Here is a 25,750-nt window from a genome sequence, read left to right on the forward strand (position 1 = left end):
TCGTTCTGATGTGCCTGAGCTTCGTGGTCGGCATGGGCGCGATGAGCTATGCCGCTGTGCCGCTCTATCGCATGTTCTGCCAGGTCACCGGCTTCAACGGTACGACGCAGCGCGTCGAGCAGGCTTCGACCGTAGTGCTCGACAAGCGCATCCGCGTCACATTTGATGCCAACGTCGCCTCGGGCGTGCCCTGGGACTTCAAGTCGATGCAGCGCGAGGTCGATCCGAAGATCGGCGAGACGATCATGATCAAGTTCGTCGCCGAGAACAAATCAGACCAGCCGACCCGCGCGCAGGCGATCTTCAACGTCTCGCCGATCGAGGCCGGCGCCTATTTCAACAAGGTGCAGTGTTTCTGCTTTAACGAGACGGATCTTGCGCCGGGGGAAAAGCGCGAGATGCCGGTGGTTTTCTACATTGATCCGGAGATTACCAAGGCGGCGGAAACCAAGGACATCGGCACGCTGACGCTGTCCTATACGTTCTATCCGCGGGATGACGCCAAACCCGTGGCATCGAACGAGGCTGCGGCCAAGGTCGGGGTGAAGAAGCTTTAGGGAGGAGGGCATCCGGTTTACCGGCTGCCTTAAGGGAAAAGTTACTCGGGGATTGCTGATATGGCTGACGTACACCAGAAGAACCACGATTATCACATCATCGATCCGAGCCCCTGGCCGATCCTTGCGGCGATCGGCGCGCTCGTCATTACCTTCGGTGGCGTGGCCTATATGCGCTATCTCAACAACAGCCCGTTCAAGCTGTTCGGCATCGATTTCGCCAGCCCCTGGCTGTTCTTCATCGGCCTCGTCGTCATCCTCTACGTCATGTACGCCTGGTGGGCAGATACGGTGAAGGAAGCCCATGAGGGCGCCCATACCCGCGTCGTGTCGCTGCACCTGCGCTACGGCATGATCATGTTCATCGCTTCGGAAGTGATGTTCTTCGTCGCCTGGTTCTGGGCCTATTTCGACGTCAGCCTGTTTCCGAACGAAGCCATCCAGGCCTCGCGCGTCATATTCACCGGCGGACAATGGCCACCGAAGGGTGTCGAGGTGCTCGATCCCTGGCATCTGCCGATCTACAACACCATCATCCTCCTGCTGTCGGGCACGACCGTCACCTGGGCCCATCACGCGCTGCTGCACAACGACCGCAAGGGCATGATCACCGGTCTGGCGCTTACGGTTGCCTTGGGCGTACTGTTCTCCAGCGTCCAGGCCTATGAATATGCCCACGCGCCGTTTGCCTTCAAAAGCTCGATCTACGGCGCTACATTCTTCATGGCGACGGGTTTCCATGGCTTCCACGTGCTGATCGGCACCATCTTCTTGGCTGTCTGCCTGATCAGGGCGATGCGTGGCGATTTTACGCCGACCCAGCATTTCGGCTTCGAGGCCGCCGCCTGGTACTGGCATTTCGTCGACGTGGTCTGGCTGTTCCTGTTCTTCGCCATCTACATCTGGGGCGGCTGGGGCGCACCCGTCGCCGGATGACGAAGGCGGCGATGGCACGTCCTTGACGCTGGTGCCTGTTGGATGTCGCCCTAAGGCGAGTAGAGTTTTGCGGGGCGGGAGCAAGGCTTTTCGTATCCCGCCTGGAAGGCATGACATCATGGTCAACGACACTGCCCATTTCCCGCCGGTTGATCCCATCAGGGTCGGCCTCCGGGGTCGCTGCCCGCGATGCGGACAGGGTGCGTTATTCGATGGTGTCCTAGCGCTGAAGCCTCGTTGCGCTGCCTGCAACCTCGATTTCTCCTTCGCCGACAGTGGCGATGGCCCGGCTGTTTTCGTCATCCTCATCGTCGGCTTCATCGTCATCGGTCTGGTCCTCTGGCTGCAGGTCAATTACGGCCCGCCAATCTGGGTCCACGGGATATTGTTCGGCCCTCTGACCATTCTCCTGTCGCTTTTGTCGCTGCGCTGGAGCAAGGGCATCTTCGTGGCGCTGCAATACCGTCACGATGCCAGCGAAGGACAAATCGAACGTGACTGACGTGCCGATGCAAAAGCCGGGGGCAAATATCGCCTGGCAGGTTTTCAAGGTCCTGCTGCTTCTCTCGGTTCTTGCCGTGCTGCTTGCACTTGGCACATGGCAGGTCCAGCGTCTCAAGTGGAAGGAAGGCCTGATTGCCGATATTGCCGAACGACAGGCTGCAGCACCGGTCCCGCTAGGCGATATCGAGGCGATGGCTGTCCGCGGCGGCGATATCGAATACCGCCGCGTGACGACGTCCGGTCGTTATCTCAACGACAAGGAGCGCCATTTCTTCGCCACCTATAACGGCATGTCGGGCTTCTACATCTACACACCACTCGAGCTCGATGGCGGTCGCCTGCTCTTCGTCAACCGGGGCTTTGTTCCCTACGACCAGAAGGAGCCGAAGACCCGCGAAAAAGGCCAGCTCTTCGGCATGCAGGCCGTGGCAGGCCTCGCCCGCGCCAAATTGCCCTCCAAGCCGTCGTCGCTGCTGCCGGACAACGACATTGCCAAGAACATCTTCTACTGGAAGGATTTGGACGTGATGGCCTCCAGCGTCGGGCTGGATGCTACAAGGGTGCTTCCCTTCTTCGTCGATGCCGATGCAACGCCCAATCCCGGCGGCCTGCCGGTCGGCGGCGTCACCATTGTCGACCTGCCCAACGACCATCTGCAATACGCCGTCACCTGGTACGGCCTGGCGGCAGCGCTGGTCGCCATCGTCGCGATTTCCTGGCTGCGCAAACGCCATCCTGATGCGCCGGCGCAGTAGGCGCGTTTCGCGCAACCCTGTGCGGATGCAATAGAATTGCTTCAATTCATCGGCACTTTAGGCTAGATGGGCGGGCAGGGCGCACCTATCTGTGGTTTGCCCTTGTCCCCGGGCTTTTGGAAAAGACATGAACATCGCCGTTTCGAAACCTGCCCTGACCATTCGCCTCTGCGGCCCGCGCGGCTTCTGCGCTGGCGTCGACCGGGCCATCCAGATCGTCGTGCTGGCGCTCAAGGCCTATGGCGCGCCGGTCTATGTCCGCCACGAGATCGTCCACAATCGCTACGTCGTCGAAGGTCTTGAGGCCAAGGGCGCGATCTTCGTCGAGGAACTCGGCGAAATCCCGCCGGAGCATCGCAAGCAGCCTGTCGTCTTCTCCGCCCATGGCGTTCCGAAATCCGTGCCGGCCGATGCCGACAGCCGCAACCTCTTCTATCTCGATGCCACATGCCCGCTGGTCTCCAAGGTCCACAAGCAGGCCATGCGCCACAACCGGCTCGGCCGCCACGTCGTCCTCATCGGCCATGCCGGCCACCCGGAAGTGATCGGCACGATGGGGCAACTGCCCGAGGGCACGGTATCGCTGGTCGAGACGAGTGCCGATGTCGATGCTTACGTACCGGTCGATCCCGACAATCTCGGCTACGTCACGCAGACGACGCTGTCGGTGGACGACACGGCCGGCGTCATTGCCCGGCTGCAGGAGCGCTTTCCGAACCTGACCGCGCCGTCAGCCGATTCGATCTGCTATGCCACCACCAACCGCCAGGAAGTGGTGAAGCAGGCAGCACCCGGTTGCGACCTCTTCATCATCGTCGGCGCGCCGAATTCCTCCAATTCGAAGCGCCTGGTCGAGGTTGCGTTGAGGGCGGGTGCAAAACAATCCGTTCTGGTCCAGCGCGCGTCGGAAATCGACTGGGACAATATCGGCGATATCGCTACGGTAGGCCTGTCCGCCGGCGCCTCCGCCCCGGAGGTAATCGTCAACGAGATCATCGAGGCTTTCCGGCACCGCTACGATGCGGCGGTCGAACTTGCCGAGACGGTCAAGGAAACCGAGAACTTCCTGGTCAATCGCGAGCTGCGGGATGTCGAGCTGACGACTGCCGACATGGCTTTCGTCAACGGCGAATAAACAACATCAGCGACGCCAACCCAGGAATAATCCGTGGCCGTTTATACAGACATCACCGAAGACGATCTCAAGACCTTTTTGACCCAGTATGATTGCGGCGAACTCACCTCCTACAAGGGGATCGCCGAGGGCGTCGAGAATTCGAATTTCCTGCTGCACACGACGCGCGAGCCGCTGATCCTGACGCTCTATGAAAAGCGCGTCGAAAAGGACGACTTGCCGTTCTTCCTGGGCCTGATGCAGCATCTTTCGGCGCGCGGCCTGTCGTGCCCGCTTCCCCTGCCGCGCCGCGATGGCGCTCTTCTCGGCGAACTCTCCAGCCGCCCTGCCGCGTTGATTTCGTTTCTCGAGGGCATGTGGCTGCGCAAGCCCGAGGCGCACCACTGCCGCGAGGTCGGCATCGCGCTTGCAAAGATGCATGTCGCAGGCGAGGGCTTTGCCATCGCCCGGCCGAACGCGCTCTCCTGCGCCGGGTGGCCGCCGCTGTGGGACAAGTCCGAAGCCCGCGCCGACGAGGTCGAGCCCGGCCTGCGGGATGAGATCCGGTCGGAGTTGGCTTTTTTCGACGCAAACTGGCCTAAGGATCTTCCCTCGGGCGTTATCCATGCAGACCTGTTCCCCGACAATGTCTTTTTCCTCGGCGACCAGCTTTCCGGGCTGATCGATTTCTACTTCGCCTGCAACGACATGCTGGCCTATGACGTTTCGATCTGCCTCAATGCCTGGTGCTTCGAAAAGGACGGCGCTTACAACGTCACTAAGGGTCTGGCCATGCTCGACGGCTACCAGAGCATCCGGCCGCTCAGCGACGCCGAGATCGAGGCGCTGCCGACGCTGGCAAGGGGCTCGGCGCTGCGCTTCTTCCTGACGCGGCTCTACGACTGGCTGATGACGCCGGCCGGAGCCATGGTCACCAAGAAGGACCCTCTCGAATATCTGCGCAAGCTGCGCTTTCATCGCACGGTTGCCACGGGCGCCGAATATGGGTTGGCCAAAGCATGAAACATGTCGATATCTTCACCGACGGTGCCTGTTCCGGTAACCCCGGCCCGGGCGGCTGGGGCGCAGTGCTGCGCTACGGCGATGTCGAGAAGGACCTCTGCGGCGGCGAGGCCGAGACGACCAACAACCGCATGGAACTGATGGCGGCGATCTCGTCGCTGGGTGCGCTCAAGGATGCCTGCGAGGTCGATCTCTACACGGACTCGAAATACGTCATGGACGGCATTTCGAAGTGGATCCACGGCTGGAAAAAGAACGGCTGGAAGACCGCCGACAAGAAGCCGGTGAAGAACGCCGAGCTCTGGCAGGCGCTGGACGCAGCCTATAACCGCCACAAGGTCACCCTGCATTGGGTCAAGGGCCATGCCGGCCACATCGAGAACGAGCGCGCCGACGAACTCGCCCGAAAGGGCATGGAGCCGTTCAAGAAGCGCTGAAGCCGGCTGCAACACGAACAACAAGCATGTTGCCGCCCGTCGTTTTCCCGGTATGGTGCGGCGGTCACCCGGGAGGTTTCACATGATCCTGCACTGCGTATTTTTGCGCTTCAAGGCCGCCGTCACGGCGCCGGAAAAGCAATCCATATTTGAAGCGATCGTCGCATTGAAGCAGGTTATTCCAGGCATTCTCGACGTAAAATATGGCCCGAATGTCTCGCCGGAAGGCTTGCATGGCGGCTTCGTCGATGGCTTCGCCGTGACCTTCGAAAGCGGCGCTGCCCGCGATGCCTATCTCGTCCACCCCGAGCACGTCGCCGTCGGCGAACGCATCGTCTCGTCCACCGATGGCGGCCTGGCCGGATTGCTGGTGTTCGATCTCAATATCTGAAAACGGTGCAGGTAGAAGGATCTGGAGGGATGTCCGGCATCCCTCCAGCTGTGTCTGATCAGAGCTGCCCGATCATCGTTGCTGCGGCCGAGACCGTCGCTTCGCCGGGGTTTTCCTCGACGTTCAGTGTTTTGACGACGCCATCTTCTACCAGCATCGAGTAGCGCTTCGAGCGCACGCCAAGACCGCCGCCGGAGAGGTCGGCGTCGAGGCCGAGCGCCTTGGTGAAGGCGGCATCCCAGTCGGCGAGGAAATGGATCTTGCCCATGCTGCCCGATTGCTGTGCCCAGGCACCCATCACATGCCAGTCATTGACAGAAACGACGGCAACTTCATCGACACCCTTCGCGAGGATGGCATCGAGGTTCTCGAGGTAGCCCGGCAGATGGTTCAGCGAGCAGGTTGGCGTGAAAGCGCCGGGGACGGCAAAAAGCACGACGCGCTTGCCCGAAAACAGCGTGTCCGTCGAGATCTCGGTCGGGCCGTCGGTCGTCTTTTCCTTGAACGTGGCGGCGGGAATTTTCTCGCCGATGGCAATAGTCATGCGTCTCTCCTGGTTTTTTCTGTCCCGTGCGTCTGAACGCCCGTCGATATCTATGACCGCTCTACTCCATGGCAAGCGTCGTTTCCATCGCGCGGCTGCCGTCCACGACCAGTATGCCCCAACTCTTGCCGTGCACAACATAGGTCTTCGGCAATTTGCCGATTGTCAGGGCAACATCGACATCGCGACCGTTACGGCTGGCGCTGGCCTGCTTGAAAAACACATAGCCGCTGGGGCCGGTCACATAGACCTGGGGAATGCCGTCGCCAGCGTCCGGTAGCGTCAGATGCAACGACAATGTCTTGCCGTCGGGCGAAAGGCTGTGGCTCCTGACGCCGAAATCGGCCGAAGGTTTCTGTGGAAGCGCTGCCGCTGCAGCGGTGACGATGGCTGCATCCCCGGCATCGGCGGACGAACCCGGCGGCGGCAATGCGACGCTCATGGTTGCCTGGAAGGGAACGCAGATATCCTTGCAGACGCCGATAAAGGCCGTGATGTCGAGTTTTCGCTCGCCGGCCGCATTGATATCGAGCGGCAGGCTGATGGGGGCGTCGTAACCGACCTCGTGGACATTGCCGAGCGAGATGACCTTTGGCGCCGGATAGCCGATATTGTCGATTGTCGCTTTGCTTCCCGCAGGCAGCGTGAGTTGCGGCGGGATGCCGCTTTCTCCGGGCTCGCGCCAGTAGGTGATCCAGCCGGCACCCGGCTCGATCTGCAATGCAGCCTTCACGTGGCCGCTGGCGTCGGCGGGCATTGCCACCAGCCGCATCCGGCCACCATCGCTGGTGGCCCAGTCGCTTGTCGCCGCATGAGCAGCGGAGACCAGCATCAGGGAGATCGCAAAAACACCTGCGGCCGACATCGGGATCCGGAAAAGTCTGGGATAGGAAATCATGGAAACAGCGTTAGACGAAGGCGGCCGCACGCGCATCATGCGATTTTTAGCAATCGATCATTTTCAGTTGATTGATCCGTCACATTACCCCATCTTTATCCGGGGGGGATGATAAAGAGCAGTGAGGAGACAGGATGTCGTTATCGACGCTAAAGTACAAAGGTGCACGCGGCTTTCTCGACGGTCAGTTTCTGATCGCAATGCCGGGAATGGCGGACAGTAACTTTGCCCGGACGGTTGTCTATATCTGTGCCCATTCGGATGCCGGAGCGATGGGTTTCATTATCAACCGGTCGCAGAACCTCAGCTTCACCGATGTTCTTCTGCATTTGGACATGATCAAGACTGACGATGCGATCATGCTGCCGGATCGTGCCCGCAGTTTCCCGATCCAGACGGGCGGCCCGGTCGAGAGCGGTCGTGGCTTCGTCCTGCACTCCGACGATTACAAGAGCGAGAGCAGCATCGCTGTCAGCGACGACATCAGCCTGACGGCAACGCTCGATATCATCCGCGCCATTTCCAACGGCAACGGCCCTAAAAAGGCGACGATGCTGCTCGGCTATGCCGGCTGGAGCGCGGGGCAGTTGGAGGCGGAAGTCAGCAACAACGGCTGGCTGAATTGCGCGCCGAGTGAAGACCTCATCTTCGACCGCAGCCTGGATGACAAATACGAGCGGGCGCTGGCATTGCTCGGCGTCACGCCGGCGATGTTGTCGAGCGAAGCAGGCCACGCCTGATAAACCACTGCCGCCACTGGAACGATATCCGACTGTTGACGTTTTTCCTGTACGACGCACGCATCGTTCGTCGCCAACCAGGGAGTGAGACACATGGGTAGCACCAGCGACAAGATTTCCGGTAAGGCCAATGAATTGACCGGCAAGGCGAAGGAAGCCGTCGGCAAGGCCACTGGCGACAACGAGACGCGTGCCAAGGGCGCCGTTCAGGAAGCCAAGGGGAAGGCCCAGGTTGCCGAAGGGAAGGCCAAGGACAAGCTCAAGGACGCCGTCGATCGCGCTTGAGCGAACTGGATAAAGATCTCAGGCCTGCCGCGCCAAAGCGTGGCGGGCTTTTCGATATTTAAGACCGTCGTCGAAAAGGACCGGGCCCATGCGATTGTTTGACTGCGACTCCTGTGGACAGTCGGTGCATTTCGACAATCGCCAGTGCGTCCGCTGCGGCCACCGCCTGGGTTTCGTTCCAGACCGGCTGAAGATGTACGCGCTGGAACCCGACCAGGAGCCGGACTGGCACATCGTTTCGGAACCGTCTCGCTCGCTGCGCTTTTGCTCTAATGCCGCCCTGGATCTCTGCAACTGGATGGTCGATTCGGACGATCCGCAAGGCTTTTGCGCGGCCTGCCGCCATAACGGGCTGGTGCCGAATACCGGGACATCCGAGGGTGTCGACCGCTGGCGCCGGATAGGGCAGGCACAGCGCCATCTGTTTTATTCGCTTTTGCGTCTCGAACTGCCGCATCCCGATCGCAGCGAAGATCCGCAGGGCGGGCTGGTGTTCGATTTCCTCGAGGACAAGATCAACAGCGCCGGCTTCGTCGTGCCCGCCATGACCGGCCACGACGACGGCCTGATTGCCATCCGCGCGGCCGAGGCGGACGACGTGACGCGCGAAATGGCGCGCATGTCGATGCACGAGCCCTACCGGACGCTGCTCGGCCACTTCCGCCACGAGACCGGTCATTTCATCTGGAACAAGCTGGTCCGCGACGTCAATAATTTCGACGGCTTCCGCGAGGCGTTCGGCGACGAGCGCGAGGACTACGGCGCAGCACTGCAGCGCCATTACGAGAACGGGGTGCGTCCGGATTGGCAGCGGAGTTTCATCAGCGCCTATGCCAGCTCCCACCCTTGGGAGGATTTCGCCGAGTGTTTTGCGCACTACCTCCACATCGTCGATACGCTGGAGACAGCCCGTGCCTTCGGCATCGCGGTCGATCCCCGCGGTCATGAGGAAATGGCGTCGGAGGTGGATTTCAATCCCTACAGGGCGCACGATGCCGAGCAGCTTGTGTCCGCCTGGGTGCCGCTCAGTGTTGCCGTCAACAGCATCCAGCGGAGCATGGGGCAGCCGGACTCGTACCCGTTTGTCCTCTCCCCGCCGGTCGTGAGAAAACTCGATTACCTGCTGCGGCTCATCCGTGACGCAGCTGCAGGTCAGCCAATGCAGGCGGCCTGACCAGCGCGAGGCGGGGAGGCATGCCTCAGGCGCGCCTTGTCAGCGGAAAACGTTCCTTCAGCAATCGCAGCACCGATTCAGAGCCCATCGGCGGTCCGAACAGGAAGCTCTGGCCATAGGTACAGCCCATCTTGGCGAGCTCCAGCGCATCTTCCTCGGTCTCGATACCCTCAGCGACGACTTTCATTCCAAGTTCGCGCGCCATCGAGATCACGGAGCGCAGCAGCACGGATTTCTTGTCGCTCTCGTCGCGCACCAGCCCCTTGTCCAGCTTGATCGTGTCGAAGGGGAAGCGGGTGAGGTAGGAGAGCGACGAGTAGCCGGTGCCGAAGTCGTCGAGTGCGAGGCCGAGGCCTGCTTCGCGCAACTTCGCCAACACGAGACGCGCCTGTTCCGGATTTTCCATGACCATGGTTTCCGTCAGTTCGAGCTTGATGCGGGACGGATCGCAATGGGTCTTGGCAAGCAGCGCCCGGACGTCGTCGTAGAGTTCATTGTTGAGCAGCTGGGCGCTCGACAGGTTGACGGATACGAACAGCGGCAACTCGCCCGTCTGGCGTGTCCAGGCCATCAGGTCGTTTGTCGCCTGCTCCATGGCGAACATGCCGAGCGGGCCAATGATATCGGTCGCCTCGGCAATCGGGATGAATTCGGTGGGCGAAATGTTGCCGCGTTTCGGATGCTCCCAACGCATCAGCGCCTCGAAGCCGGCGATCTCGGCATCTTCCAGCCGGACGATGGGCTGGTAGACCATCGACAGTTCCTTGCGCTCGACGGCGCGACGGAGATCGGATTCCAGTTGCAGGCGGTCGGTGCCGAAGTTGCGGAAGGCCGGCAGGAAAGGTTCGACCTTGTTGCCGCCGGCGCGCTTCGAGCGATACATGGCAAGCTCGGCGTCGCTGAGCAATCCGGCAGCGCTTTCCTGCTGGTCGACCCAGGAAGTCAGCCCGATGGAGGCGGTCAGCACGATTTCGCGATTGGCAAAGTTCAGCGGCACCATGATGGCCTTGCTGACGGCATCGGCGAAATCCGCCACCTTGGTCGGATCGCGCTCGGACACCAGGATCAGGCCGAACTGGTCGCCTGAGAGCCGCGCCAGCGTGTCCTGCGGCTTCAGTAGGCGGCGCAGGCGACGTGTCAGGGCGACCAGAATGTTGTCGCCGGCCGCAACGCCCAGCGCATCGTTGACCATCTTGTACCGGTCGATATCGATGACCATCACCGTCGGTCGGACCAGATCGCCGGCGGGGGCAAGGGTCAGCACGGCCTGCAGTCGGTCGAGGAAAAGCTGCCGGTTCGGCAGTCCGGTGAGGTTGTCGTGCAGCGCGTCGTGCAACAGGCGCTCGACGGAATTCTTCTGCTCGGTGACATCGACCACTGTACCAACGCAGCGAATGATTTCGCCGTTCGATCCCAGCACCGGCCGGGCGCGGATGGCCAGCCAATGGAAATGGCCGTCCTCGGCGCGGATGCGGAACTCGTGGTTCAGCCTGCCACGACGATGTTCCAGCAGCACGTCCAGCGTCGCCCGGAAGCGGTCGCGGTCGTCGGGGTGCAGCCGTGGCAGCCAGTTGCGCGCAGCACCGTGCATGCTACCGGGCGAGAGGCCGAGCTTCTGCGAGATATCGGGAATGGTGACGACCCGGTCGCGCGCCACGTCCCAGTCCCAGACGGTATCGCCGGAGCCGGTGAGTGCCAGCGATTGGCGCTCCAGATCGGAAAACAGGCCCTGCTGGAAGGCGCCGCCGGCAAAGGCGTGCTGCATGACGGTAAAGCCGATCAGAAGTACGATGAGCACCAGACCGCCGCCGAGTGCCGGCTGGATGATGTCGTTGTCGAGCTTGCCGGTGACCGTCAGCCAGGCGCCGAACAGCCAGACGAGGATGAGCGCCCAGGCCGGCACCAGCAGGATCGCCCGGTCATAGCGGTTGATACCGAGATAGACGATGAGCAGGATGCCGGCGGTTGCCGTTAGCGCCATCGACAGGCGGGCGATGCCGGCGGCAATCGACGGATCGTAAATTGCCACGCCGAAAAGCAGCGCCAGCCCCAATATCCAGGCTAGCGTGACATAGCCGAGATGGGCGTGCCAACGGTTGAGATTAAGATAGGTGAACAGGAAGATCACCAGGCTGGAGGCCAGCGCCACCTCGACGCAGGCCCTCCATATTCGCTGGTCCCCGGATGTGATGCTGATCAGCTTGCCGAGAAAGCCGAAGTCGACGCAGATATAGCCGAGCACCGCCCAGGCAAGAGCCGCGGTAGCCGGCAACATCGACGTACCCTTGACCACGAAGAGGATGGTGAGAAACACCGCCAGCAGGCCGGAAATGCCGAGCACGATGCCACGATAGAGCGTGAAGGCGTTGACCGTATCCTTGTAGGCGTTAGGCTCCCACAGATAGATCTGCGGCAATTCCGGGGACGACAGTTCGGCGACGAAGGTGATGACGGCGCCGGGATTGAGTGTGATGCGGAACACGTCAGCCTCGTCGCTCGGCTGCCGGTCGAGCGCAAAACCTTCACTCGGTGTGATGGCGATGATGCGCTGCGAGCCGAGGTCGGGCCAGAACATCTTTGAATTCACCAGGCGAAAATGCGGGGCGACGATGACGCGCTCCAGCTGTTCTTCCGAGACGTTGGCCAGTGCGAACACCGCCCAGTCGCCCTGGTGACCCGGCGAACTCGAGCGCACCTCGATGCGGCGGCGGATACCGTCGGCACCGGCAGCGGTCGACACCTGGAAGGCCTCGCCCTGGTTGGCGTAGATCTCCGTCGTCTTCGTCAGGTCGAGCGCCGTATCGTCGCGCGATATCTTCACCGGCTCCGCAGCCCGCGCGCCGGTCGCAAGCATGGCGGTCATCGCAAACAGGGCAACGAGGAACGCGATCAGGGAATGGCGAAGGAAGTGTGGTTGGGAAGGAGTGTCGGCAATCATCAGCGTGTGGTCTTCCCGAGCGGGTCCGTGTCTGTGGCCAAGCGAGAAAACATCACGTGATCACGCCATTGGCCGTTGATTTTCAAGTAGCCGCGCAAATGGCCTTCCCGTTGGAACCCGGCCTTCTGCAAAAGCCGCACGCTACGCTCATTCTCCGGAATACAGGCTGCCTCGATACGGTGCAACTCCAGCCCGGAAAAGATATAGGGTATAACTATCTCAAGTGCGGCGAACATATGGCCTTGGCCGGAATAGCGCTCGCCCATCCAGTAACCGATCATGCAGCTCTGCGCGGCACCGCGCCTGATATAACCGACAGTGAGCCCGCCGAGCAGAGTGGAGTTGTCGCGCTTGAAGACCAGAAACGGTACTGCCTGGCCGGAGTTGTACTCCTGCTTGCCCCGCACGACGCGGGTCCGGTAGGCGCCCTCGGTCAGTTCGTCGGTACGCCAGGTCGGCTCCCACGGTTCCAGGAACCGGCGGCTCTCGGCCCTGAGCTTCTGCCACTGGCTGAAGTCGGAGTTGCGCGGCAAGCGGAGAATATGGTCGGCGCCCTCAAGTTCGATCGTGTCCGGCTGCCGAGACAGAAACCGAAAAACCGACTTTGGCATTCGTCCATGTCTCCCGGAACTGGATCGTGGGGGGCCTCCGGCTGGGATCAGCCGTTGGCGGCTTTGGATGCCTGGCGTGGTGTGGCCAGCGAGGCGATGATGTCTTCCATCGGCGCCAGCTCGTCGAGCGGACCGATAGCGGAGAGGGTCGGCACGGCGTCGAAGAAGAGGCGGCCGGCGAGATCGGTCAGCCGCTGGATGGTGATGCCCTCCAGCCGTTCCATCATCTCCGGATTGGGGATCGGGCGGCCGTAGAGCATCATCTGCCGGGCGACCTGTCCGGCCCGTGCGGCAGGACTTTCCTGACCCATGAGCAGCTGGGCCCGGATCTGGGCGCGGGCGCGGTCGATTTCCTGCTGGTGGATCTTGTCGGCGGATTTGCGCAGCTCATCGACGATCACAGGCAGCAGTTCCGGCAGGTTTTCGCCGCCGGTTGCGGCATGGATGCCGAAAATGCCCGTGTCGGAAAAGCCCCAATGGAAGGCATAGACCGAATAGCAGAGCCCGCGTGTCTCGCGGACTTCCTGGAACAGCCGCGACGACATGCCCCCGCCAAGGATGTTGGCAAGAATCTGCGAGCAGTAGAAATCCCGCGCGTGGTAGGCGCGGCCCTCGAAGCCGAGCAGGATCTGAGCATCCATGAGGTCGCGCGTCTCGCGGACGCTGCCGCCGACGTAGCGGGCTGTCTCGATGACGGGCGCTGCAGATGGCGCTGTCGGAAGGCTTGCAAAGCGGGTCTCGACCTGCTTGACGAAGCTGTCATGATCGACTGCACCGGCTGCCACCACGAACATCCGGTCGCAGGTGTAGTTGCGTCCGAGATAGCCGCGGATCTGCTCCGGCGTGAAGCCGAGCACGGTTTCCGGCGTGCCGAGGATGGCGCGTCCCAGCGTCTGGTCGCGATAGGCGACTTCCGAGAATTTGTCGAATACGACGTCGTCCGGCATGTCGTTGGCAGCGTTGATTTCCTGCAGGATAACCTGCTTTTCGCGCTGTAATTCGTCCTCGTCGAAGGCCGATTCCGTCAGGATGTCGGCGAGAATATCGACAGCGAGCGGCACGTCTTCTTTCAGCACGCGCGCGTAATAGGATGTCGTTTCCGTTGATGTCGCGGCATTGACCTCGCCACCGACATTCTCGATTTCCTCGGCAATTTCGCGTGCCGTACGGCGAGCCGTGCCCTTGAACGCCATGTGTTCCAGAAGGTGGGCAATACCGTGTTCGGCTTCGGTCTCGTTACGCGATCCCGACTTGATCCACACACCGAGTGCGACGCTTTCAAGATGCGGCATCAACTCGGTTACTACCGTCAGCCCGGATTTCAGCCGGGTGCACTCAACTGTCATATTAGATCTTTCTGCGCTTAACGTCTTGAGGCCTGAGCATGGTCACCGATAAAGCTTTCCACGGCTTTGAGGTCGGGATCCAGGATGTCGAAGCGCTCCTCCCTGTGCATCAGATCAGCAAGCCACGTCGGAAGCGCCGGGTCAATACCGGAGGCTGATTTTACTGCGGCGGGGAATTTTGCGGGATGGGCGGTGGCCAGCGTCACCATCGGGCTGTTCGGCTTTTCAAATTTACTGGCGACGAAGACGCCGATCGCGGTGTGCGGGTCCAGCAGGTAGCCGGTGTCAGCATAGGTCTGGCGGATGGTCTCGGCCACCTGTTTCTCGGTCGCCCGGCCGGCACGGAAATCGCGCTTGATGAAGCGCATGGCTTCCGGGGCGATGTCGAAACCGCTCGACTGCTTGAGGCTTTCCATGGCGGCGCGCACCCGGGAGGCATCGCGGCCATTGGCCTCGAAGAGCAGCCGTTCGAAGTTGGACGAGATCTGGATATCCATCGACGGCGAGGTTGTCGCCTTGACGGCCCGCATCTCGTAGCGGCCGGTCTTCAGCGTCCGCGCCATGATGTCGTTCTCGTTGGTGGCGACCACCAGCTTGTCGATCGGAAGGCCCATCTGCTTGGCGACATAGCCGGCAAAGATATCGCCGAAATTGCCGGTCGGCACGGTGAACGAGATCTTCCGGTCCGGGCTGCCGAGCGCCACGGCTGTCGTGAAATAGTAGACCACCTGCGCCATGATGCGCGCCCAGTTGATCGAGTTGACGCCGGAAAGGCCGACGCCGTCGCGGAACGGCGCGTCGTTGAACATCGCCTTCACGAGGTTCTGGCAATCGTCGAAATTACCGTTGATGGCCAGCGCGTGAACGTTGGAAGCCGTCGAGGATGTCATCTGCCGCTGCTGCACCGGCGAGACCTTGCCATGCGGGAAGAGGATGAAGATGTCGGTGCGATCGCGCCCGGCAAAGGCGTCGATGGCCGCACCGCCGGTGTCGCCCGATGTGGCACCGACAATCGTTGCCCGCGCCCCGCGCTCGGCCAGCGCATAATCCATCAGCCGCGCCAGCAGCTGCATGGCGACGTCCTTGAACGCCAGTGTCGTGCCATGGAAGAGCTCCATGATAAAGCTGTTCGGGCCTGTCTGCACCAGCGGTACGATGGCCGGATGGCGGAAGGTGGCATAGGCCTCGTCGATCATGCTACGGAATATCTCTTCCGGAATTTCGCCGTTGGTAAACGGCAGCAGCACGCGGAAGGCAATTTCCTGGTAGCTCTTGCCGCGAAAGCCCCGGATGTCCTTCTTGCTCAGTTGCGGCCATTCACGCGGAACGTAGAGACCGCCGTCGCGTGCGAGGCCTGCCAGCAGTGCATCGCAGAAACCGAGGGCAGGGGCTTCTCCCCGGGTTGAGATATATTCCAAGGTCTTTACCTCTGATGTGGACGGTCGGACGGAAGATGGGTTGTCTGAAGTCTATGCCGGAAACGGCCCGTAGATGCGCCTTTTTGCGCCAAATCCGCGGCCTGATTTTCGCAACCGTACGATTGTGCACGCCTCCGTCGAAGCGCGCCGGAAGCCGTTGCAGCGGAGGGATTTCGAAAATTGAACCAAAACGAAGCGTACCCAATCGATTTTTCGAAGCGCCGCTGATATAGACCATCGCCAAGTGCGATGAAAGGCCCGCAATTCAACCCGGGCTTGGCAAATTCATATTGTGTACAGGGTGATTTATCGTGTCAGGCAGAGCTTCGCGTCTACTTCTCGCCGTATCGTTGACAGCAGCATTGAGCGGCTGCAGCTCGCTTGGGCTCGGTAGCAAGGACAGTAAGGACCCCGCAACGCAGATCAGCGTTGCGCCGGAAGGAACGGCATCCGCCACGCCTGCCACCCAACCAGTGGGGCAGGCCTATGTCGCCGGAAAGTGCCCGCAAATCGTCATTCGCGACGAGGGTGCGATTTACAAGACCTACGCCAAGGGCGCCAAGGACGATGCATCGCAGCTCGCCTACCAGGCTTCTCTGGTGCAGGGCACACGCCAGTGCACCACCGACGGCACGGCGCTCAACATGACGGTCGTGGTGCAGGGCCGCCTCGTTGCGGGTCCCATGGGCGGTTCCGGCAGCGTCAACCTGCCGATCAAGGTTTCCGTCATGGATGGCCAGACCGTGCTCTACAGCGACACGACGAATTACCAGGCCTCGATCCCGCCCGGCGAGGGCTCGGCGCAGTTTCTCTATACCGACAACAAGATCCGCGTGACCGGCGGCGCGGCCGGCTTCGTCAGCGTCTACGTCAGCTTCGAGCAATCGCCCGCCGCCCCGACCAAGACCGCCCGCACCGTTCGCAAGAGAAAATAACGGCCGTCGCCAGGGCTACAGATACTTGGGTCGTATCCCTAAGAGAATGCCCGCACAGGGCGGGCATTTCATCAAGGAACCGGTTGATATCCTAGCGCAGGATATCGAGCCCTTTACGCTCAACAAGATCGAGAATCTTGATAGCGGTGCTATTTGGTTTTTTGCTTCCTTGTTCCCATGCGGCAACGGTTATCTTTTTAACGTTGATGAAGCTTGCAAATACAGCTTGGCTTGCCTTTGTGGCTGCTCTGATCTTCTTGATTTCATCGGGAGAATAGTCACGCAAAGGAGGGAGGCAAAGCGCGTCGAACTCTCTCATCGTCATGTCGTCCACTAAACCCGCTTCGTGCATTCGCTCAGCAGACTTATGTACGTTTTTCAGAATCCGGCTCATTACACTCAATCTCCAGTATGATGTTCTTTTTGATCATCTCAGCCAGCTTCTTGTCATCCGCAGTCATATAGACATTGCATAGCTTTCGAAGGGCAGCCTTCTCATTCTTCGTGATGTTATCAGTCTCGTTCTTCGCGAAGCCGTGTACAAAAATGAGCCTATCAGCTTGCCGATGGCCAACGAGAGTTCGATAACCTCCTGACTTGCCTCGGCCTGGCGCGGCAACCCGTTTCTTTACAAGAAACCCACCGAGGCGGGCGTCCACGAGGCCGTCTTCAATCTCTTTTGCAGCCGCGCACAGCATAGCATCTGTCACGCCGTATTCGACGGCCCAGTTGTTAAACTCTACGTCCTTCAAGACTCTCACAGGAAATGACTATATCACTCCGTGATATAGTCATCAAGGTGGTGCCTTAATCTACGTTCTGTCTCCGCGCTTCAACGTGGCCATCAGCCGATATCCAACGCGTAGGCTCAGAGGACGCCGTCCCATTCGGCGAGGGCTGCAACGACGCCCGGCAGGTCCGTCATCCGCGAAATCACGGTTTCGGCACCGGCATCGGTCAGCCGGTCGGCGTGCGACGGGTAGGTGTGGGAGGCGCCGGTAAAGCCGATTACCCGCATGCCTGCTTCGCGGGCGGCGTGCACGCCATGGACGGAGTCCTCGACGACGACGACCTGCGACGGCGAGAGATCGAATTGCGCTGCGCCATGCAGGAAGATGTCCGGCTTCGGCTTGACGCGGTCGGGGCCGAGATCCTTGGCCGAATAGATATGCGGCGCGAAGGAGGAGTGCAGGCCGACCTTGGTCAGCATCATCTCAAGACGCGCAGAACTCGAATTCGAGCAGATGCAGCGCGGCAGATCGATGCGTGACAGGGCCAGTTCGATGCCGGGAATGGCGGTCACGTCGTTGGCAAGGCGCAGGTCGAGAAGTTTTTCCGAGCGTTCGAGCAGCGACGCCGAAAACGGAATGCTCGCTTCCCGCTCGACTTCGAAGAGGATGTTCTGCCAGGTCATGCCCGAGAAGCGCTCGCCCATTTCCTCGACGCTGATCGGGTATCCTGCCTCGGTCAGCAGCTTGGATTCGACCTCCGCCGCGATGATTTCCGAATCGACGAGGACGCCGTCGCAGTCGAAGATGATGAGGTCGAAGCCAGTGTTCATGTCGATCAAGCCTTTGGATGAGCAGCTTTGGATGAGATGGTGCGGCTTTACACGACGGGGTCCGAAAGCTCAACCGATGCGCGGGCATGCCTGGCCTGCGGGTGAGGGGAGGCTTTCTCTTCTCGACAAGGCTCCGGTGCCTCAGTAAGGATCGCCGCATGGCCCGGGAAAAAGACGACACCATCGCAAACCGCATCAGCCGGGTGCTTGCCGAGCGCATCATCCATGGCGAGCTTGCGGCCGGCCTGCGTCTTCGGCAGGACCACATCGCCGAGGAATTCGGCGCCAGCCACGTGCCGGTGCGCGAGGCCTTTCGCCTGCTCGAGGCGCAGGGGCTTGCCATCAGCGAGCCGCGCCGCGGCGTGCGGGTCGCCTCCTTCGATCTGCGGCAAGTCCGCGAAGTGGCCGAGATGCGCGCCGCCCTCGAGGGGCTTGCTCTCAAGCACGCCGCACCGCATCTGACGCCGGCGATACTCGATGCCGCCGAAGAGGCGACGCGGGAGGGCGACGCGGCTGCCGACGTCCGCGCCTGGGAGGCCGCCAATCGCCGCTTCCACCGCCTCATCCTGACGCCTTGCGGCATGACGCGCCTGCTCGCCGCGATCGATGACCTGCACGCCGCCAGCGCCCGCTTTCTCTTCTCCGCCTGGCAATCGGGCTGGGAAACGCGCACCGACCAGGATCACCGCGCCATCCTCTCGGCCCTTCGTCATGGCAAGGCCGACGATGCCGCCGCGATCCTCGGGCAGCATGTCTTGCGCATCGGCAAGGCGCCATCGCGCGCTCCGGGTGGCGCGCCGCAAGAAATTTTCGTCATCGTCGGCTGATTCCAAAATTATAGATAATCGTGTGTCTGCCAGTCTTTTTCGAGGCTTGGGTATGTGAATTCCTGCGACCAAATGCTGCCTCGATTGCGGGAAAACTCGTCTATGGCACTTGCGCACCCATGAAGTCTTGCGCATAAAATAGATAGTCACTGAAATTATCTATAATATGGAGCAATCATGTCCCAATCCCACCCCATCTCGATTTTCGATCCACTGCGGCTTGGCAGTCAGTCGCGCCCGATGCAGGCGCTTTTCGTCTTGGCAGGCACGATGGTCCTCGCCCTCGCATCGCGCCTCTCGGTGCCGATGGTGCCGGTGCCGATCACCATGCAGACCTTTGCCATCACCATGATCGGCGCGCTGTACGGTTGGCGCCTGGGCGTCATCACGGTACTTGCCTGGCTCGGGCAAGCCGCCGTCGGTCTTCCCGTGCTCGCCGGCGGTGCTGGCGGACTTGCGCCGTTCTTCGGGCCGACAGCCGGTTATCTCGTCTCGTTTCCGATCATCGTGGCTTTGGCCGGTTGGTTTGCTGAAAAAGGCTGGACCGGCGCCCGCTACGTCCGCAGCTTCCTCGCCCATCTCATGGCCAATTTCCTCGGCCTTGCCATCGGCGGCGCATGGTTGGCAGTGCTGATGGGCGCGGAGAAGGGCTGGTTGTTCGGCGTGGCGCCCTTTATCCTCGGCGGCGTGCTCAAATCTGCCCTTGCTGCGGCGATCCTGATGGGCATCGGCAATCGGAGCAGCGAGACTGGCGCGCGTTGACGGTCAGGCTTCGGCTCCATCACCTGCTGTGCATGCTGACCTTTATCGGTGAGGGCTACGATTCGGCCTTCACCGAGAACTACCGCAGCATCGCGCGGCGGTTGACGGAAGGCGAGGACATCCTGCTCGTCTTCGGCCCGGACGACATCTGCGCGCCCCTTTTGGATGGCCCGGATGCCCACTGCCTCCTTGCCAGCGTGGATATCCGGGATAACGCAGCAGCCGCGTCCATCTCGGCGCTGCTGGGTCGCAAGGTCGGGGCCGGATCGACGCTGCTGCCCGATGCCGCGCTGCTTGCCGCCCTTCGGACGGCTTTTGCAGAGGGCACGATACGGCAGGCCTGTAGCGGTTGCGAGTGGGACGGGCTGTGCAGCCGCATCGCCTCCGGCTGCTATTCCGGAATACTCGTCGATCCCGCCAGTTGATCCACGGGGAAGTGTTTGAGAAACTGCCGCTCTCCGGCGGCAGAAAACAGGATCGAGCGGCTGCCCTCCGCGCGACGCGCCCAGCCTTCGTCGAGAAATCGGCTCAACAACGCCTTGCCGAGGCTGCCGGCCAGATGCGCCCGCCGTTCGCTCCAGTCGAGGCACGAGCGGCAAACCGGCCGCCGCGATGCCTTGAGCAACGACGCATCGATGCCGATATCTCGGAGGCGAGTTTCACCCGTCGCTGTCAACGACAATCCGTCGCCGAGCGTATCGATCGATCCGCTGGCGATCAGGCTGTCGAGCATCCGCACACCGTAGTCGCCGGCCAGATGATCGTAGCAGATACGTGCCTTTCGCAGCGCCGGTTCCTTCGGCCCCGGCTGATGGCGCAGATGCCCGCGACCGGCCGCAAATCCCATGATGCTTTCCAGCAATTTGCCGACGCTGTCGTCGGCCAGTGTGAAATAGCGATGGCGACCCTGCTTCTGCTGGGCGAGCAGCCGTCCTGCTTCCAGCTTTGCCAGATGCGAGCTTGCCGTCTGGACGGTAATCCCGCCCGCTGCCGCAAGCTCGGTTGCCGTCAGCGCCTTGCCGCCCATTAGCGCGGTCAGCATGTTGGCGCGCGCGGGATCGCCGATGAGCGCGCCGATCTGGGCAATGTCCGGTCCTTCTTTCATACTTCGACCGTAGCCGAAGCATTGTCGTTTCGCAACATGGCAAAACGACGAGGCAGAAAAGGAGCGTCACCATGATCACCTGTTTCATCCGCTACGAAATCGACCCCTTCAGCGGCGAGGCATTTGCCGAATATGCCCGCAACTGGGGCCAGGCAATTCCGCGCTGCGGCGGCGATCTCATCGGCTATTTCGGACCGCACGAGGGCTCGGCAACGACAGCCTACGGTGTCTATTCCATCGAAAATCTCGCCGTCTATGAGGCTTACCGCACCAGGCTGGCCGCAGACCCTATCGGCCGGGAAAACTATGCCTTCGCCAGGCGCGAGCGCTTCATCCTGAAGGAGGACAGGATATTCCTGAAGAACGTATCGCTGCCGCACGCGGCAAAGGTGCAGCCATGATCGCCGTCATCTTCGAAGTCCTGCCCTATCTCGGCGAACGCCACACCTATCTCGATCTTGCCGGCGAACTCAGGGAGGAACTCGAGAAGATCGACGGTTTCCTCTCGATCGAGCGCTTCGAAAGCCTGACGATGCGCGGCAAACTCCTGTCGCTGTCCTTCTGGCGCGACGAGGAGGCGGTCAAGACCTGGCGAAACCTCGAAGTCCACCGTGCCGCCCAAAAGGCCGGCCGCAACGACATCTTCGCCGACTATCGCCTGCGCGTCGCCCACGTCGTGCGTGATTACGGGATGAAGGATCGAGCCGAGGTGCCGGAAGATAGCCGCGAGAGGAGTGATGGGGTGGAAACTACGAGTTGGTAGGGATTCTACGCAGCTTTTGTTTGTGCTCTCATCTTATGGATTGCACTCCTCAGGCCTGCGACGTCGCCGATAATTGTATCCCATATAATCTCGTCGGCGATACGATGATATTCGTGCCTCAAGATATTTCCAATCGCTCGGATCGCTTGCCACTCGATCTCAGGTGTGAGCCTCTTGAGATCTTCAGGGATATGACGGCTTGCCTCCGAGACAATTTCTATTGCCCTTTGCAGACCGAGCTCGGTGAGGAGGTCCATCATGACCTTCTCACGGCTTCTTCCCGCCACAGTCTCTTCAATAAAATCTATCATTCCAAGTATATCATCGAAAATAAGTTGAATATCTCTGGCCATCTAAAATATCCGTATTGCTGAACTTTCTATTCTGTCTTTCAACTTGTGATGCAGACTGTTGCGCGTGGTAACATCGACGTCGGTAGGTAGCGCGTCCTCAAGAAGAAGCTTTATGCTGGCAAGATTGATCAACGAGAATTTCTTTGTCCTGTCATAATCAATAAACACATCGAGATCGCTCGTCGGGCCGGCCTCGTTGCGGGCCACCGAGCCGAACAGGAAAAGCGAGGTCGCGCCGAGCGCCTTCAGCGCATCAGCCTGCTGTTTTAACGCTTCGATGGCCTCATCTCGGGTCATGGCGGCATCATAGCAAATAAGCAGATCCCGTGCCACGCCGAAATAAATTCCCAAATCGGTCCGCGCTTCAGGGTTTGGTAACCAACTTAGGTAACCATACCGGACAGTTAAAGCGTAATGCGTAAGCGTAAGAGCGAGTATCCCATGGCGTCAGTTTTCCCGCTTGCCGACCTCAAGATCTCCGAGAGGCCGGGGTCCTGGATCGACACGATCATCAAGGGCGACTGCGTCGCCGCGTTGGAGGCACTGCCCACCCATTCCGTCGACGTGATCTTTGCCGACCCGCCCTATAACCTCCAGCTTGGCGGCGCGCTTCACCGTCCCGACCAGTCGCTGGTCGATGCGGTCGATGACGAATGGGACCAGTTTGCCTCGTTCGAGGCCTATGACGCGTTTACCCGCGCGTGGCTGCTCGCCTGCCGCCGCGTTCTGAAGCCGACCGGCACCCTCTGGGTCATCGGCTCATACCACAACATTTTCCGCGTCGGCTCGATGATGCAGGATCTCAATTTCTGGATCCTCAACGACATCGTCTGGCGCAAGACCAACCCCATGCCGAACTTCAAGGGTCGTCGCTTCCAGAATGCCCATGAGACGATGATCTGGGCGAGCCCGAGCGCCAAGGCCAAGGGCTATACCTTCAACTACGATGCCCTGAAGGCCTCGAACGACGACGTGCAGATGCGCTCCGACTGGCTGTTCCCGATCTGCAGTGGTGGCGAGCGGCTGAAGGGTGAGGACGGAAAGAAGGCCCATCCGACCCAGAAGCCGGAAGCGCTGCTGGCCCGTGTCATCATGGCCTCGTCGAAGCCCGGCGACATCATCCTCGACCCGTTCTTCGGCACAGGCACCACAGGCGCCGTCGCCAAGCGTCTCGGCCGCCACTTCGTCGGCATCGAGCGCGAGCAGGAATATATCGACCACGCTGCCGCCCGCATCGCTGCCGTCGATACGCTCGGCAAGGCGGAACTCGTCGTCATGACCGGCAAGAAGCAGGAGGTGCGCGTCGCCTTCAACGTGCTGGTCGAGAACGGCATGATCCGCCCCGGCCAGGTGCTGACCGATAGCCGTCGCCGCTACAGCGCCATCGTGCGCGCCGACGGCACGGTTGCATCCGGCGGCGACGCCGGCTCGATCCATCGCCTCGGCGCCAAAGTCCAGGGTCTCGACGCCTGCAACGGATGGACCTTCTGGCATTTCGACGACGGGAAATCCCTGCGCCCGATCGACGAACTCCGCTCCATCATCCGCGCCGATCTGGCGAAAGCCGAAGCCTGACGGCCTCGCTGGATCCCACGCTCACCGCCTGCCGATTGTACCTCCAGTTGCGGCAGGCGGCGCGAAGACGCCCAGGGTGACGAGCCCTGGGCGTCCTGCATTTCAGCCTGTTGTTCAGAACGCCTGATAATCAGTCACTGCGACGCTGACCACCTGGCCGTCCTCGTTGAAGGTGATCGTTTCCTCGCCTTCGCGCACCAGCGGCTTGCCAGTCACCGCGTGGGTCGCCCGCACCGACCAGACGGCGCGGCCGGACAGCGGCGTCAGCGTTTCGACGAGGCTGTTGACGCCCACCTGATCCGGATAGGTCTCGAAATATTGGCGGATTGCCGCAAGCACCGCCTCGCGGCCAACAAGGCTGCCGACGCCGTTCGAGACATAGGTGGCTTCGGGCGCGAAAAACCGCTCCATGGCCGCATAATCCATGCCGTTGACGGCTTCATGGAAGAGTTCGATGCGTTCTGCCGGATCGAATTGCATGGTCTCAAACCTCGATGCCAAATGTTGCAAGATCGGCGCGCAGCTTGTCCGCGCCGGTGAAATGGACCGCGTTCCAGCCGGCAGCCCTCGCACCTTCGACGTTGGCAAGCGAATCGTCGATGAAGATTGTCGATGCCGGATCGAGGCCGAAGCTCTTCGCATGGGTCTCGTAGATCGCCACGTCCGGCTTGATGAGCTTGATGTCGCCCGACACCGTGACGCCGCGTGTCTTGGTGAGGAACGGAAACCGCTCCTGAGCCTCGCGAAAGGTGTCGGAGGCGAAGTTGGTGAGCAGCGTCACATCGCGGCCCTCGGCAATCAGTTTCTCCATGATCGCGACACTGTCTTCGTAGTGGTGCGGCACCATCTCGTGCCAGTGCTTGCGAAAGGCGCGGATCTGCTCGGCGCGCTCGGGATGTTCGGCGATCAGCAGGTCCTCCGCCTCCTGCCACGTGCGGCCCCGGTCCTGCTCGATGTTCCATTCGTGGGTGCAGACATTGGCAAAGAACCAGTTGCGCTCCGCCTCATCGGGAATGACACGGGCGAAGGGGAGGTTCGGATCGTAGTGGATCAGGACCTTGCCGATGTCGAAAACAATATGCTGTATCTGGGGCGTCATCGAAACCTCTCATGCGCTAATCGAAAGCACGGGGAATAGCCTGGGCGATCGCTTTTTTCATGACGGTCGGCAAGGCCTGTGCGTCAAGATTTATAACCGGCTCCCACCATCCGTCATTGCTTTTGGATCTGGCGCCGACGGAAGCGCGGAAAATCGACAGCCGCAGCTCGAAATGCGTGAAGACGTGCACGACGGTGCCGCAGGCCTGCCACTCGGCAGCGAAGGGTGCGGCATCCACAGTCATGTCGCCGTCGATCCGCGCCGTCCACGCTGTTGTCGGCACCTCCGTCATGCCGCCGAGCAGGCCGCTGTCGATCCGCCGTCGCAGGAGGATTTCGCCGGCATCGTTGACCGCAACGAAGGCCGCACCCTGGCGCACCGGCTTTGTCTTTTTCGCCGCCTTCACCGGAAAATGCTCCGGGTCATGCAGCGCAAGAGCCTCGCAGCTGCCATTGAACGGACAGAGCGCACAGGCCGGCCGCTTCGGCGTGCAGATCGTCGCACCGAGATCCATCATCGCCTGTGCGAAGTCGCCGGGCCTGACCGCTGGCGTCAGCGCCACCACCTTCTGCTTCATCAGCGGTTTTGCCGCCGGCAAGGGTGTGGAGATGGCATAGAGCCTGGAGATGACGCGCTCGACATTTCCGTCCATGACTGCCGCCTGCCGGTCGAAGGCGATGGCGGCAACGGCTGCCGAAGTATAGTCGCCGATGCCCGGCAGGGCACGCAATCCCTCTTCTGTATCAGGAAAGCGGCCGCCATGCTCCCCGGCCACGGCATCGGCGCATTTTTTCAGATTGCGAGCCCGGGCGTAGTATCCGAGGCCTGCCCATGCAGCCATGACGTCGTCGACAGGAGCGGCCGCGAGATCGCCCACTGTCGGCCAGCGACTGACGAACTTGGCGAAATAGGCCTTCACTGCCGCGACTGTCGTCTGCTGCAGCATCACCTCGGACAGCCAGATATGATAGGGATCGGGCAGAATTCCGCTGGCGGCCATCGAGGGCGAGACACGCCAGGGCAGGTCGCGGTGATGCCGGTCGTACCAGGCAAGCAGCACTGCGGCGGACGGAAGCGTAAGCTGTTTCAAGGTCATCAT

At 61.1% G+C, this 25,750-nt stretch carries 33 protein-coding genes; 18 read left to right on the top strand and 15 right to left on the bottom strand.

The features are described from left to right. Window positions 1-8 precede the first annotated feature (8 nt). The 8 genes from J5289_RS06460 to J5289_RS06495 all read left to right on the top strand — a co-directional run bounded on the left by J5289_RS06460 (window position 9) and on the right by J5289_RS06495 (window position 5,717). Window positions 9-557 carry a cytochrome c oxidase assembly protein gene (locus J5289_RS06460; RefSeq protein ID WP_244615291.1) on the top strand — a complete coding sequence of 183 codons (549 nt, stop codon included), beginning with the start codon at window positions 9-11 and terminating at the stop codon, window positions 555-557. Between the two features lie 60 nt (window positions 558-617). Beyond that, window positions 618-1,493: a cytochrome c oxidase subunit 3 gene (locus J5289_RS06465; RefSeq protein WP_142824208.1), complete on the top strand. Its 876-nt coding sequence runs from the start codon at window positions 618-620 to the stop codon at window positions 1,491-1,493. A gap of 118 nt (window positions 1,494-1,611) precedes the next feature. Further along, on the top strand, window positions 1,612-1,995 hold the full coding sequence (locus J5289_RS06470) for a DUF983 domain-containing protein (protein ID WP_142824209.1): 384 nt from the start codon (window positions 1,612-1,614) through the stop codon (window positions 1,993-1,995). A gap of 7 nt (window positions 1,996-2,002) precedes the next feature. Continuing rightward, window positions 2,003-2,752 carry an SURF1 family protein gene (locus J5289_RS06475; RefSeq protein WP_247749039.1) on the top strand — a complete coding sequence of 250 codons (750 nt, stop codon included), beginning with the start codon at window positions 2,003-2,005 and terminating at the stop codon, window positions 2,750-2,752. A 127-nt stretch (window positions 2,753-2,879) separates the two neighbouring features. Then, a complete protein-coding gene (gene ispH, locus J5289_RS06480; RefSeq protein WP_209183022.1) occupies window positions 2,880-3,887 on the top strand; it encodes a 4-hydroxy-3-methylbut-2-enyl diphosphate reductase in 1,008 nt (335 codons plus the stop codon). 33 nt (window positions 3,888-3,920) lie between these two features. Beyond that, the gene (locus J5289_RS06485) at window positions 3,921-4,889 is read left to right on the top strand and encodes a homoserine kinase (protein WP_209183023.1); all 969 of its coding nucleotides are present in this window, start codon (window positions 3,921-3,923) and stop codon (window positions 4,887-4,889) included. Further along, a complete protein-coding gene (rnhA, locus tag J5289_RS06490; protein WP_209183024.1) occupies window positions 4,886-5,326 on the top strand; it encodes a ribonuclease HI in 441 nt (146 codons plus the stop codon). Before J5289_RS06485 ends, rnhA begins: the two co-directional genes overlap by 4 nt. Before the next feature lie 82 nt (window positions 5,327-5,408). After that, complete coding sequence (locus J5289_RS06495; protein ID WP_111217796.1) at window positions 5,409-5,717, top strand: Dabb family protein; 309 nt, start codon at window positions 5,409-5,411, stop codon at window positions 5,715-5,717. A 58-nt stretch (window positions 5,718-5,775) separates the two neighbouring features. Here the strand turns inward: J5289_RS06495 and J5289_RS06500 are convergent, their stop codons facing one another. Both J5289_RS06500 and J5289_RS06505 read right to left on the bottom strand, forming a co-directional pair. Next, window positions 5,776-6,261 carry a peroxiredoxin gene (locus tag J5289_RS06500; protein WP_209183025.1) on the bottom strand — a complete coding sequence of 162 codons (486 nt, stop codon included), beginning with the start codon at window positions 6,259-6,261 and terminating at the stop codon, window positions 5,776-5,778. Between the two features lie 61 nt (window positions 6,262-6,322). Continuing rightward, window positions 6,323-7,159 carry a protein-disulfide reductase DsbD domain-containing protein gene (locus J5289_RS06505; protein ID WP_247749005.1) on the bottom strand — a complete coding sequence of 279 codons (837 nt, stop codon included), beginning with the start codon at window positions 7,157-7,159 and terminating at the stop codon, window positions 6,323-6,325. Between the two features lie 134 nt (window positions 7,160-7,293). Here J5289_RS06505 and J5289_RS06510 point away from each other — a divergent pair, with 134 nt between their 5' ends. The 3 genes from J5289_RS06510 to J5289_RS06520 all read left to right on the top strand — a co-directional run bounded on the left by J5289_RS06510 (window position 7,294) and on the right by J5289_RS06520 (window position 9,358). Beyond that, entirely contained in the window at window positions 7,294-7,899 is a 606-nt protein-coding gene (locus J5289_RS06510; RefSeq protein WP_209183026.1) for a YqgE/AlgH family protein, read from the top strand. Window positions 7,900-7,992: 93 nt separating this feature from the next. Then, the gene (locus J5289_RS06515; protein ID WP_111217804.1) at window positions 7,993-8,184 is read left to right on the top strand and encodes a CsbD family protein; all 192 of its coding nucleotides are present in this window, start codon (window positions 7,993-7,995) and stop codon (window positions 8,182-8,184) included. 88 nt (window positions 8,185-8,272) lie between these two features. Continuing rightward, window positions 8,273-9,358: a putative zinc-binding metallopeptidase gene (locus J5289_RS06520; protein ID WP_209206704.1), complete on the top strand. Its 1,086-nt coding sequence runs from the start codon at window positions 8,273-8,275 to the stop codon at window positions 9,356-9,358. Between the two features lie 25 nt (window positions 9,359-9,383). Here the strand turns inward: J5289_RS06520 and J5289_RS06525 are convergent, their stop codons facing one another. The 4 genes from J5289_RS06525 to thrC all read right to left on the bottom strand — a co-directional run bounded on the left by J5289_RS06525 (window position 9,384) and on the right by thrC (window position 15,671). Next, a complete protein-coding gene (locus tag J5289_RS06525; protein ID WP_247749041.1) occupies window positions 9,384-12,221 on the bottom strand; it encodes a sensor domain-containing phosphodiesterase in 2,838 nt (945 codons plus the stop codon). Between the two features lie 74 nt (window positions 12,222-12,295). Further along, the gene (locus J5289_RS06530; RefSeq protein WP_209183029.1) at window positions 12,296-12,907 is read right to left on the bottom strand and encodes a GNAT family N-acetyltransferase; all 612 of its coding nucleotides are present in this window, start codon (window positions 12,905-12,907) and stop codon (window positions 12,296-12,298) included. A gap of 47 nt (window positions 12,908-12,954) precedes the next feature. Next, window positions 12,955-14,253 (bottom strand): pitrilysin family protein, encoded by a 1,299-nt coding sequence (locus J5289_RS06535; RefSeq protein WP_142824219.1) that lies wholly within the window; start codon window positions 14,251-14,253, stop codon window positions 12,955-12,957. 17 nt (window positions 14,254-14,270) lie between these two features. Beyond that, a complete protein-coding gene (thrC, locus tag J5289_RS06540; RefSeq protein ID WP_219276564.1) occupies window positions 14,271-15,671 on the bottom strand; it encodes a threonine synthase in 1,401 nt (466 codons plus the stop codon). A gap of 311 nt (window positions 15,672-15,982) precedes the next feature. Here thrC and J5289_RS06545 point away from each other — a divergent pair, with 311 nt between their 5' ends. Continuing rightward, window positions 15,983-16,606 (top strand): hypothetical protein, encoded by a 624-nt coding sequence (locus J5289_RS06545; RefSeq protein ID WP_209183030.1) that lies wholly within the window; start codon window positions 15,983-15,985, stop codon window positions 16,604-16,606. 91 nt (window positions 16,607-16,697) lie between these two features. Here the strand turns inward: J5289_RS06545 and J5289_RS06550 are convergent, their stop codons facing one another. The 3 genes from J5289_RS06550 to J5289_RS06560 all read right to left on the bottom strand — a co-directional run bounded on the left by J5289_RS06550 (window position 16,698) and on the right by J5289_RS06560 (window position 18,167). After that, complete coding sequence (locus tag J5289_RS06550) at window positions 16,698-17,000, bottom strand: DNA-binding transcriptional regulator (RefSeq protein ID WP_209183031.1); 303 nt, start codon at window positions 16,998-17,000, stop codon at window positions 16,698-16,700. Continuing rightward, the gene (locus tag J5289_RS06555; RefSeq protein WP_257623373.1) at window positions 16,972-17,367 is read right to left on the bottom strand and encodes a type II toxin-antitoxin system RelE/ParE family toxin; all 396 of its coding nucleotides are present in this window, start codon (window positions 17,365-17,367) and stop codon (window positions 16,972-16,974) included. The genes J5289_RS06550 and J5289_RS06555 overlap by 29 nt, the downstream gene beginning before the upstream one ends. A gap of 107 nt (window positions 17,368-17,474) precedes the next feature. Next, a complete protein-coding gene (locus J5289_RS06560; RefSeq protein WP_111217934.1) occupies window positions 17,475-18,167 on the bottom strand; it encodes an HAD family hydrolase in 693 nt (230 codons plus the stop codon). A 158-nt stretch (window positions 18,168-18,325) separates the two neighbouring features. On the opposite strand from J5289_RS06560, the gene J5289_RS06565 reads away from it, so the two are divergent. The 3 genes from J5289_RS06565 to J5289_RS06575 all read left to right on the top strand — a co-directional run bounded on the left by J5289_RS06565 (window position 18,326) and on the right by J5289_RS06575 (window position 20,181). Beyond that, a complete protein-coding gene (locus tag J5289_RS06565; RefSeq protein ID WP_209183033.1) occupies window positions 18,326-18,994 on the top strand; it encodes a GntR family transcriptional regulator in 669 nt (222 codons plus the stop codon). A gap of 177 nt (window positions 18,995-19,171) precedes the next feature. Then, on the top strand, window positions 19,172-19,756 hold the full coding sequence (locus J5289_RS06570; protein ID WP_209183034.1) for a biotin transporter BioY: 585 nt from the start codon (window positions 19,172-19,174) through the stop codon (window positions 19,754-19,756). Then, entirely contained in the window at window positions 19,753-20,181 is a 429-nt protein-coding gene (locus J5289_RS06575) for a DUF1284 domain-containing protein (protein WP_209206703.1), read from the top strand. Before J5289_RS06570 ends, J5289_RS06575 begins: the two co-directional genes overlap by 4 nt. On the opposite strand, the gene J5289_RS06580 is transcribed toward J5289_RS06575, so the two are convergent. Next, window positions 20,148-20,861 carry a helix-turn-helix transcriptional regulator gene (locus J5289_RS06580; protein ID WP_209183036.1) on the bottom strand — a complete coding sequence of 238 codons (714 nt, stop codon included), beginning with the start codon at window positions 20,859-20,861 and terminating at the stop codon, window positions 20,148-20,150. The two genes, J5289_RS06575 and J5289_RS06580, sit on opposite strands and share 34 nt — an antisense overlap. A 71-nt stretch (window positions 20,862-20,932) precedes the next feature. On the opposite strand from J5289_RS06580, the gene J5289_RS06585 reads away from it, so the two are divergent. Next, window positions 20,933-21,262: an NIPSNAP family protein gene (locus tag J5289_RS06585; RefSeq protein ID WP_209183037.1), complete on the top strand. Its 330-nt coding sequence runs from the start codon at window positions 20,933-20,935 to the stop codon at window positions 21,260-21,262. Further along, a complete protein-coding gene (locus J5289_RS06590) occupies window positions 21,259-21,624 on the top strand; it encodes an antibiotic biosynthesis monooxygenase (protein ID WP_209183038.1) in 366 nt (121 codons plus the stop codon). The genes J5289_RS06585 and J5289_RS06590 overlap by 4 nt, the downstream gene beginning before the upstream one ends. Before the next feature lie 5 nt (window positions 21,625-21,629). Here the strand turns inward: J5289_RS06590 and J5289_RS06595 are convergent, their stop codons facing one another. Together J5289_RS06595 and J5289_RS06600 are read right to left on the bottom strand one after the other, a co-directional pair. Continuing rightward, the gene (locus J5289_RS06595; RefSeq protein WP_209183039.1) at window positions 21,630-21,977 is read right to left on the bottom strand and encodes a DUF86 domain-containing protein; all 348 of its coding nucleotides are present in this window, start codon (window positions 21,975-21,977) and stop codon (window positions 21,630-21,632) included. Then, window positions 21,978-22,274 (bottom strand): nucleotidyltransferase family protein, encoded by a 297-nt coding sequence (locus tag J5289_RS06600; RefSeq protein ID WP_142824229.1) that lies wholly within the window; start codon window positions 22,272-22,274, stop codon window positions 21,978-21,980. 144 nt (window positions 22,275-22,418) lie between these two features. Here J5289_RS06600 and J5289_RS06605 point away from each other — a divergent pair, with 144 nt between their 5' ends. Further along, window positions 22,419-23,552, top strand: coding sequence for a site-specific DNA-methyltransferase (locus J5289_RS06605; RefSeq protein ID WP_209183040.1), 1,134 nt, complete (start codon window positions 22,419-22,421; stop codon window positions 23,550-23,552). Between the two features lie 114 nt (window positions 23,553-23,666). On the opposite strand, the gene J5289_RS06610 is transcribed toward J5289_RS06605, so the two are convergent. The 3 genes from J5289_RS06610 to mutY are packed head-to-tail and all read right to left on the bottom strand — an operon-like array spanning window position 23,667 to window position 25,750. Next, entirely contained in the window at window positions 23,667-24,032 is a 366-nt protein-coding gene (locus J5289_RS06610) for a nuclear transport factor 2 family protein (RefSeq protein ID WP_111217840.1), read from the bottom strand. Window positions 24,033-24,036: 4 nt separating this feature from the next. After that, window positions 24,037-24,651: an HAD family phosphatase gene (locus J5289_RS06615; RefSeq protein ID WP_209183041.1), complete on the bottom strand. Its 615-nt coding sequence runs from the start codon at window positions 24,649-24,651 to the stop codon at window positions 24,037-24,039. Between the two features lie 16 nt (window positions 24,652-24,667). Continuing rightward, the gene (gene mutY / locus J5289_RS06620) at window positions 24,668-25,750 is read right to left on the bottom strand and encodes an A/G-specific adenine glycosylase (protein ID WP_374108238.1); all 1,083 of its coding nucleotides are present in this window, start codon (window positions 25,748-25,750) and stop codon (window positions 24,668-24,670) included.

The organism is Rhizobium sp. B230/85 (assembly GCF_019355735.1).
GTDB classification, from domain to species: Bacteria; Pseudomonadota; Alphaproteobacteria; order Rhizobiales; family Rhizobiaceae; genus Rhizobium; species Rhizobium rhododendri.

Excerpts from the sequence above, each read along its gene's own strand:
- J5289_RS06460 (WP_244615291.1), top strand. The coding sequence starts at position 9 with ATGTGCCTGAGCTTCGTGGTCGGCATGGGCGCGATGAGCTATGCCGCT.
- J5289_RS06465 (WP_142824208.1), top strand. The coding sequence starts at position 618 with ATGGCTGACGTACACCAGAAGAACCACGATTATCACATCATCGATCCG.
- J5289_RS06470 (WP_142824209.1), top strand. The coding sequence starts at position 1,612 with ATGGTCAACGACACTGCCCATTTCCCGCCGGTTGATCCCATCAGGGTC.
- J5289_RS06475 (WP_247749039.1), top strand. The coding sequence starts at position 2,003 with ATGCAAAAGCCGGGGGCAAATATCGCCTGGCAGGTTTTCAAGGTCCTG.
- ispH (WP_209183022.1), top strand. The coding sequence starts at position 2,880 with ATGAACATCGCCGTTTCGAAACCTGCCCTGACCATTCGCCTCTGCGGC.
- rnhA (WP_209183024.1), top strand. The coding sequence starts at position 4,886 with ATGAAACATGTCGATATCTTCACCGACGGTGCCTGTTCCGGTAACCCC.
- J5289_RS06495 (WP_111217796.1), top strand. The coding sequence starts at position 5,409 with ATGATCCTGCACTGCGTATTTTTGCGCTTCAAGGCCGCCGTCACGGCG.
- J5289_RS06500 (WP_209183025.1), bottom strand. The coding sequence starts at position 6,261 with ATGACTATTGCCATCGGCGAGAAAATTCCCGCCGCCACGTTCAAGGAA.
- J5289_RS06505 (WP_247749005.1), bottom strand. The coding sequence starts at position 7,159 with ATGATTTCCTATCCCAGACTTTTCCGGATCCCGATGTCGGCCGCAGGT.
- J5289_RS06510 (WP_209183026.1), top strand. The coding sequence starts at position 7,294 with ATGTCGTTATCGACGCTAAAGTACAAAGGTGCACGCGGCTTTCTCGAC.
- J5289_RS06515 (WP_111217804.1), top strand. The coding sequence starts at position 7,993 with ATGGGTAGCACCAGCGACAAGATTTCCGGTAAGGCCAATGAATTGACC.
- J5289_RS06520 (WP_209206704.1), top strand. The coding sequence starts at position 8,273 with ATGCGATTGTTTGACTGCGACTCCTGTGGACAGTCGGTGCATTTCGAC.
- J5289_RS06525 (WP_247749041.1), bottom strand. The coding sequence starts at position 12,221 with ATGACCGCCATGCTTGCGACCGGCGCGCGGGCTGCGGAGCCGGTGAAG.
- J5289_RS06530 (WP_209183029.1), bottom strand. The coding sequence starts at position 12,907 with ATGCCAAAGTCGGTTTTTCGGTTTCTGTCTCGGCAGCCGGACACGATC.
- J5289_RS06535 (WP_142824219.1), bottom strand. The coding sequence starts at position 14,253 with ATGACAGTTGAGTGCACCCGGCTGAAATCCGGGCTGACGGTAGTAACC.
- J5289_RS06550 (WP_209183031.1), bottom strand. The coding sequence starts at position 17,000 with ATGAGCCGGATTCTGAAAAACGTACATAAGTCTGCTGAGCGAATGCAC.
- J5289_RS06560 (WP_111217934.1), bottom strand. The coding sequence starts at position 18,167 with ATGAACACTGGCTTCGACCTCATCATCTTCGACTGCGACGGCGTCCTC.
- J5289_RS06565 (WP_209183033.1), top strand. The coding sequence starts at position 18,326 with ATGGCCCGGGAAAAAGACGACACCATCGCAAACCGCATCAGCCGGGTG.
- J5289_RS06570 (WP_209183034.1), top strand. The coding sequence starts at position 19,172 with ATGTCCCAATCCCACCCCATCTCGATTTTCGATCCACTGCGGCTTGGC.
- J5289_RS06580 (WP_209183036.1), bottom strand. The coding sequence starts at position 20,861 with ATGAAAGAAGGACCGGACATTGCCCAGATCGGCGCGCTCATCGGCGAT.
- J5289_RS06585 (WP_209183037.1), top strand. The coding sequence starts at position 20,933 with ATGATCACCTGTTTCATCCGCTACGAAATCGACCCCTTCAGCGGCGAG.
- J5289_RS06590 (WP_209183038.1), top strand. The coding sequence starts at position 21,259 with ATGATCGCCGTCATCTTCGAAGTCCTGCCCTATCTCGGCGAACGCCAC.
- J5289_RS06595 (WP_209183039.1), bottom strand. The coding sequence starts at position 21,977 with ATGGCCAGAGATATTCAACTTATTTTCGATGATATACTTGGAATGATA.
- J5289_RS06600 (WP_142824229.1), bottom strand. The coding sequence starts at position 22,274 with ATGACCCGAGATGAGGCCATCGAAGCGTTAAAACAGCAGGCTGATGCG.
- J5289_RS06605 (WP_209183040.1), top strand. The coding sequence starts at position 22,419 with ATGGCGTCAGTTTTCCCGCTTGCCGACCTCAAGATCTCCGAGAGGCCG.
- J5289_RS06610 (WP_111217840.1), bottom strand. The coding sequence starts at position 24,032 with ATGCAATTCGATCCGGCAGAACGCATCGAACTCTTCCATGAAGCCGTC.
- J5289_RS06615 (WP_209183041.1), bottom strand. The coding sequence starts at position 24,651 with ATGACGCCCCAGATACAGCATATTGTTTTCGACATCGGCAAGGTCCTG.
- mutY (WP_374108238.1), bottom strand. The coding sequence starts at position 25,750 with ATGATGACCTTGAAACAGCTTACGCTTCCGTCCGCCGCAGTGCTGCTT.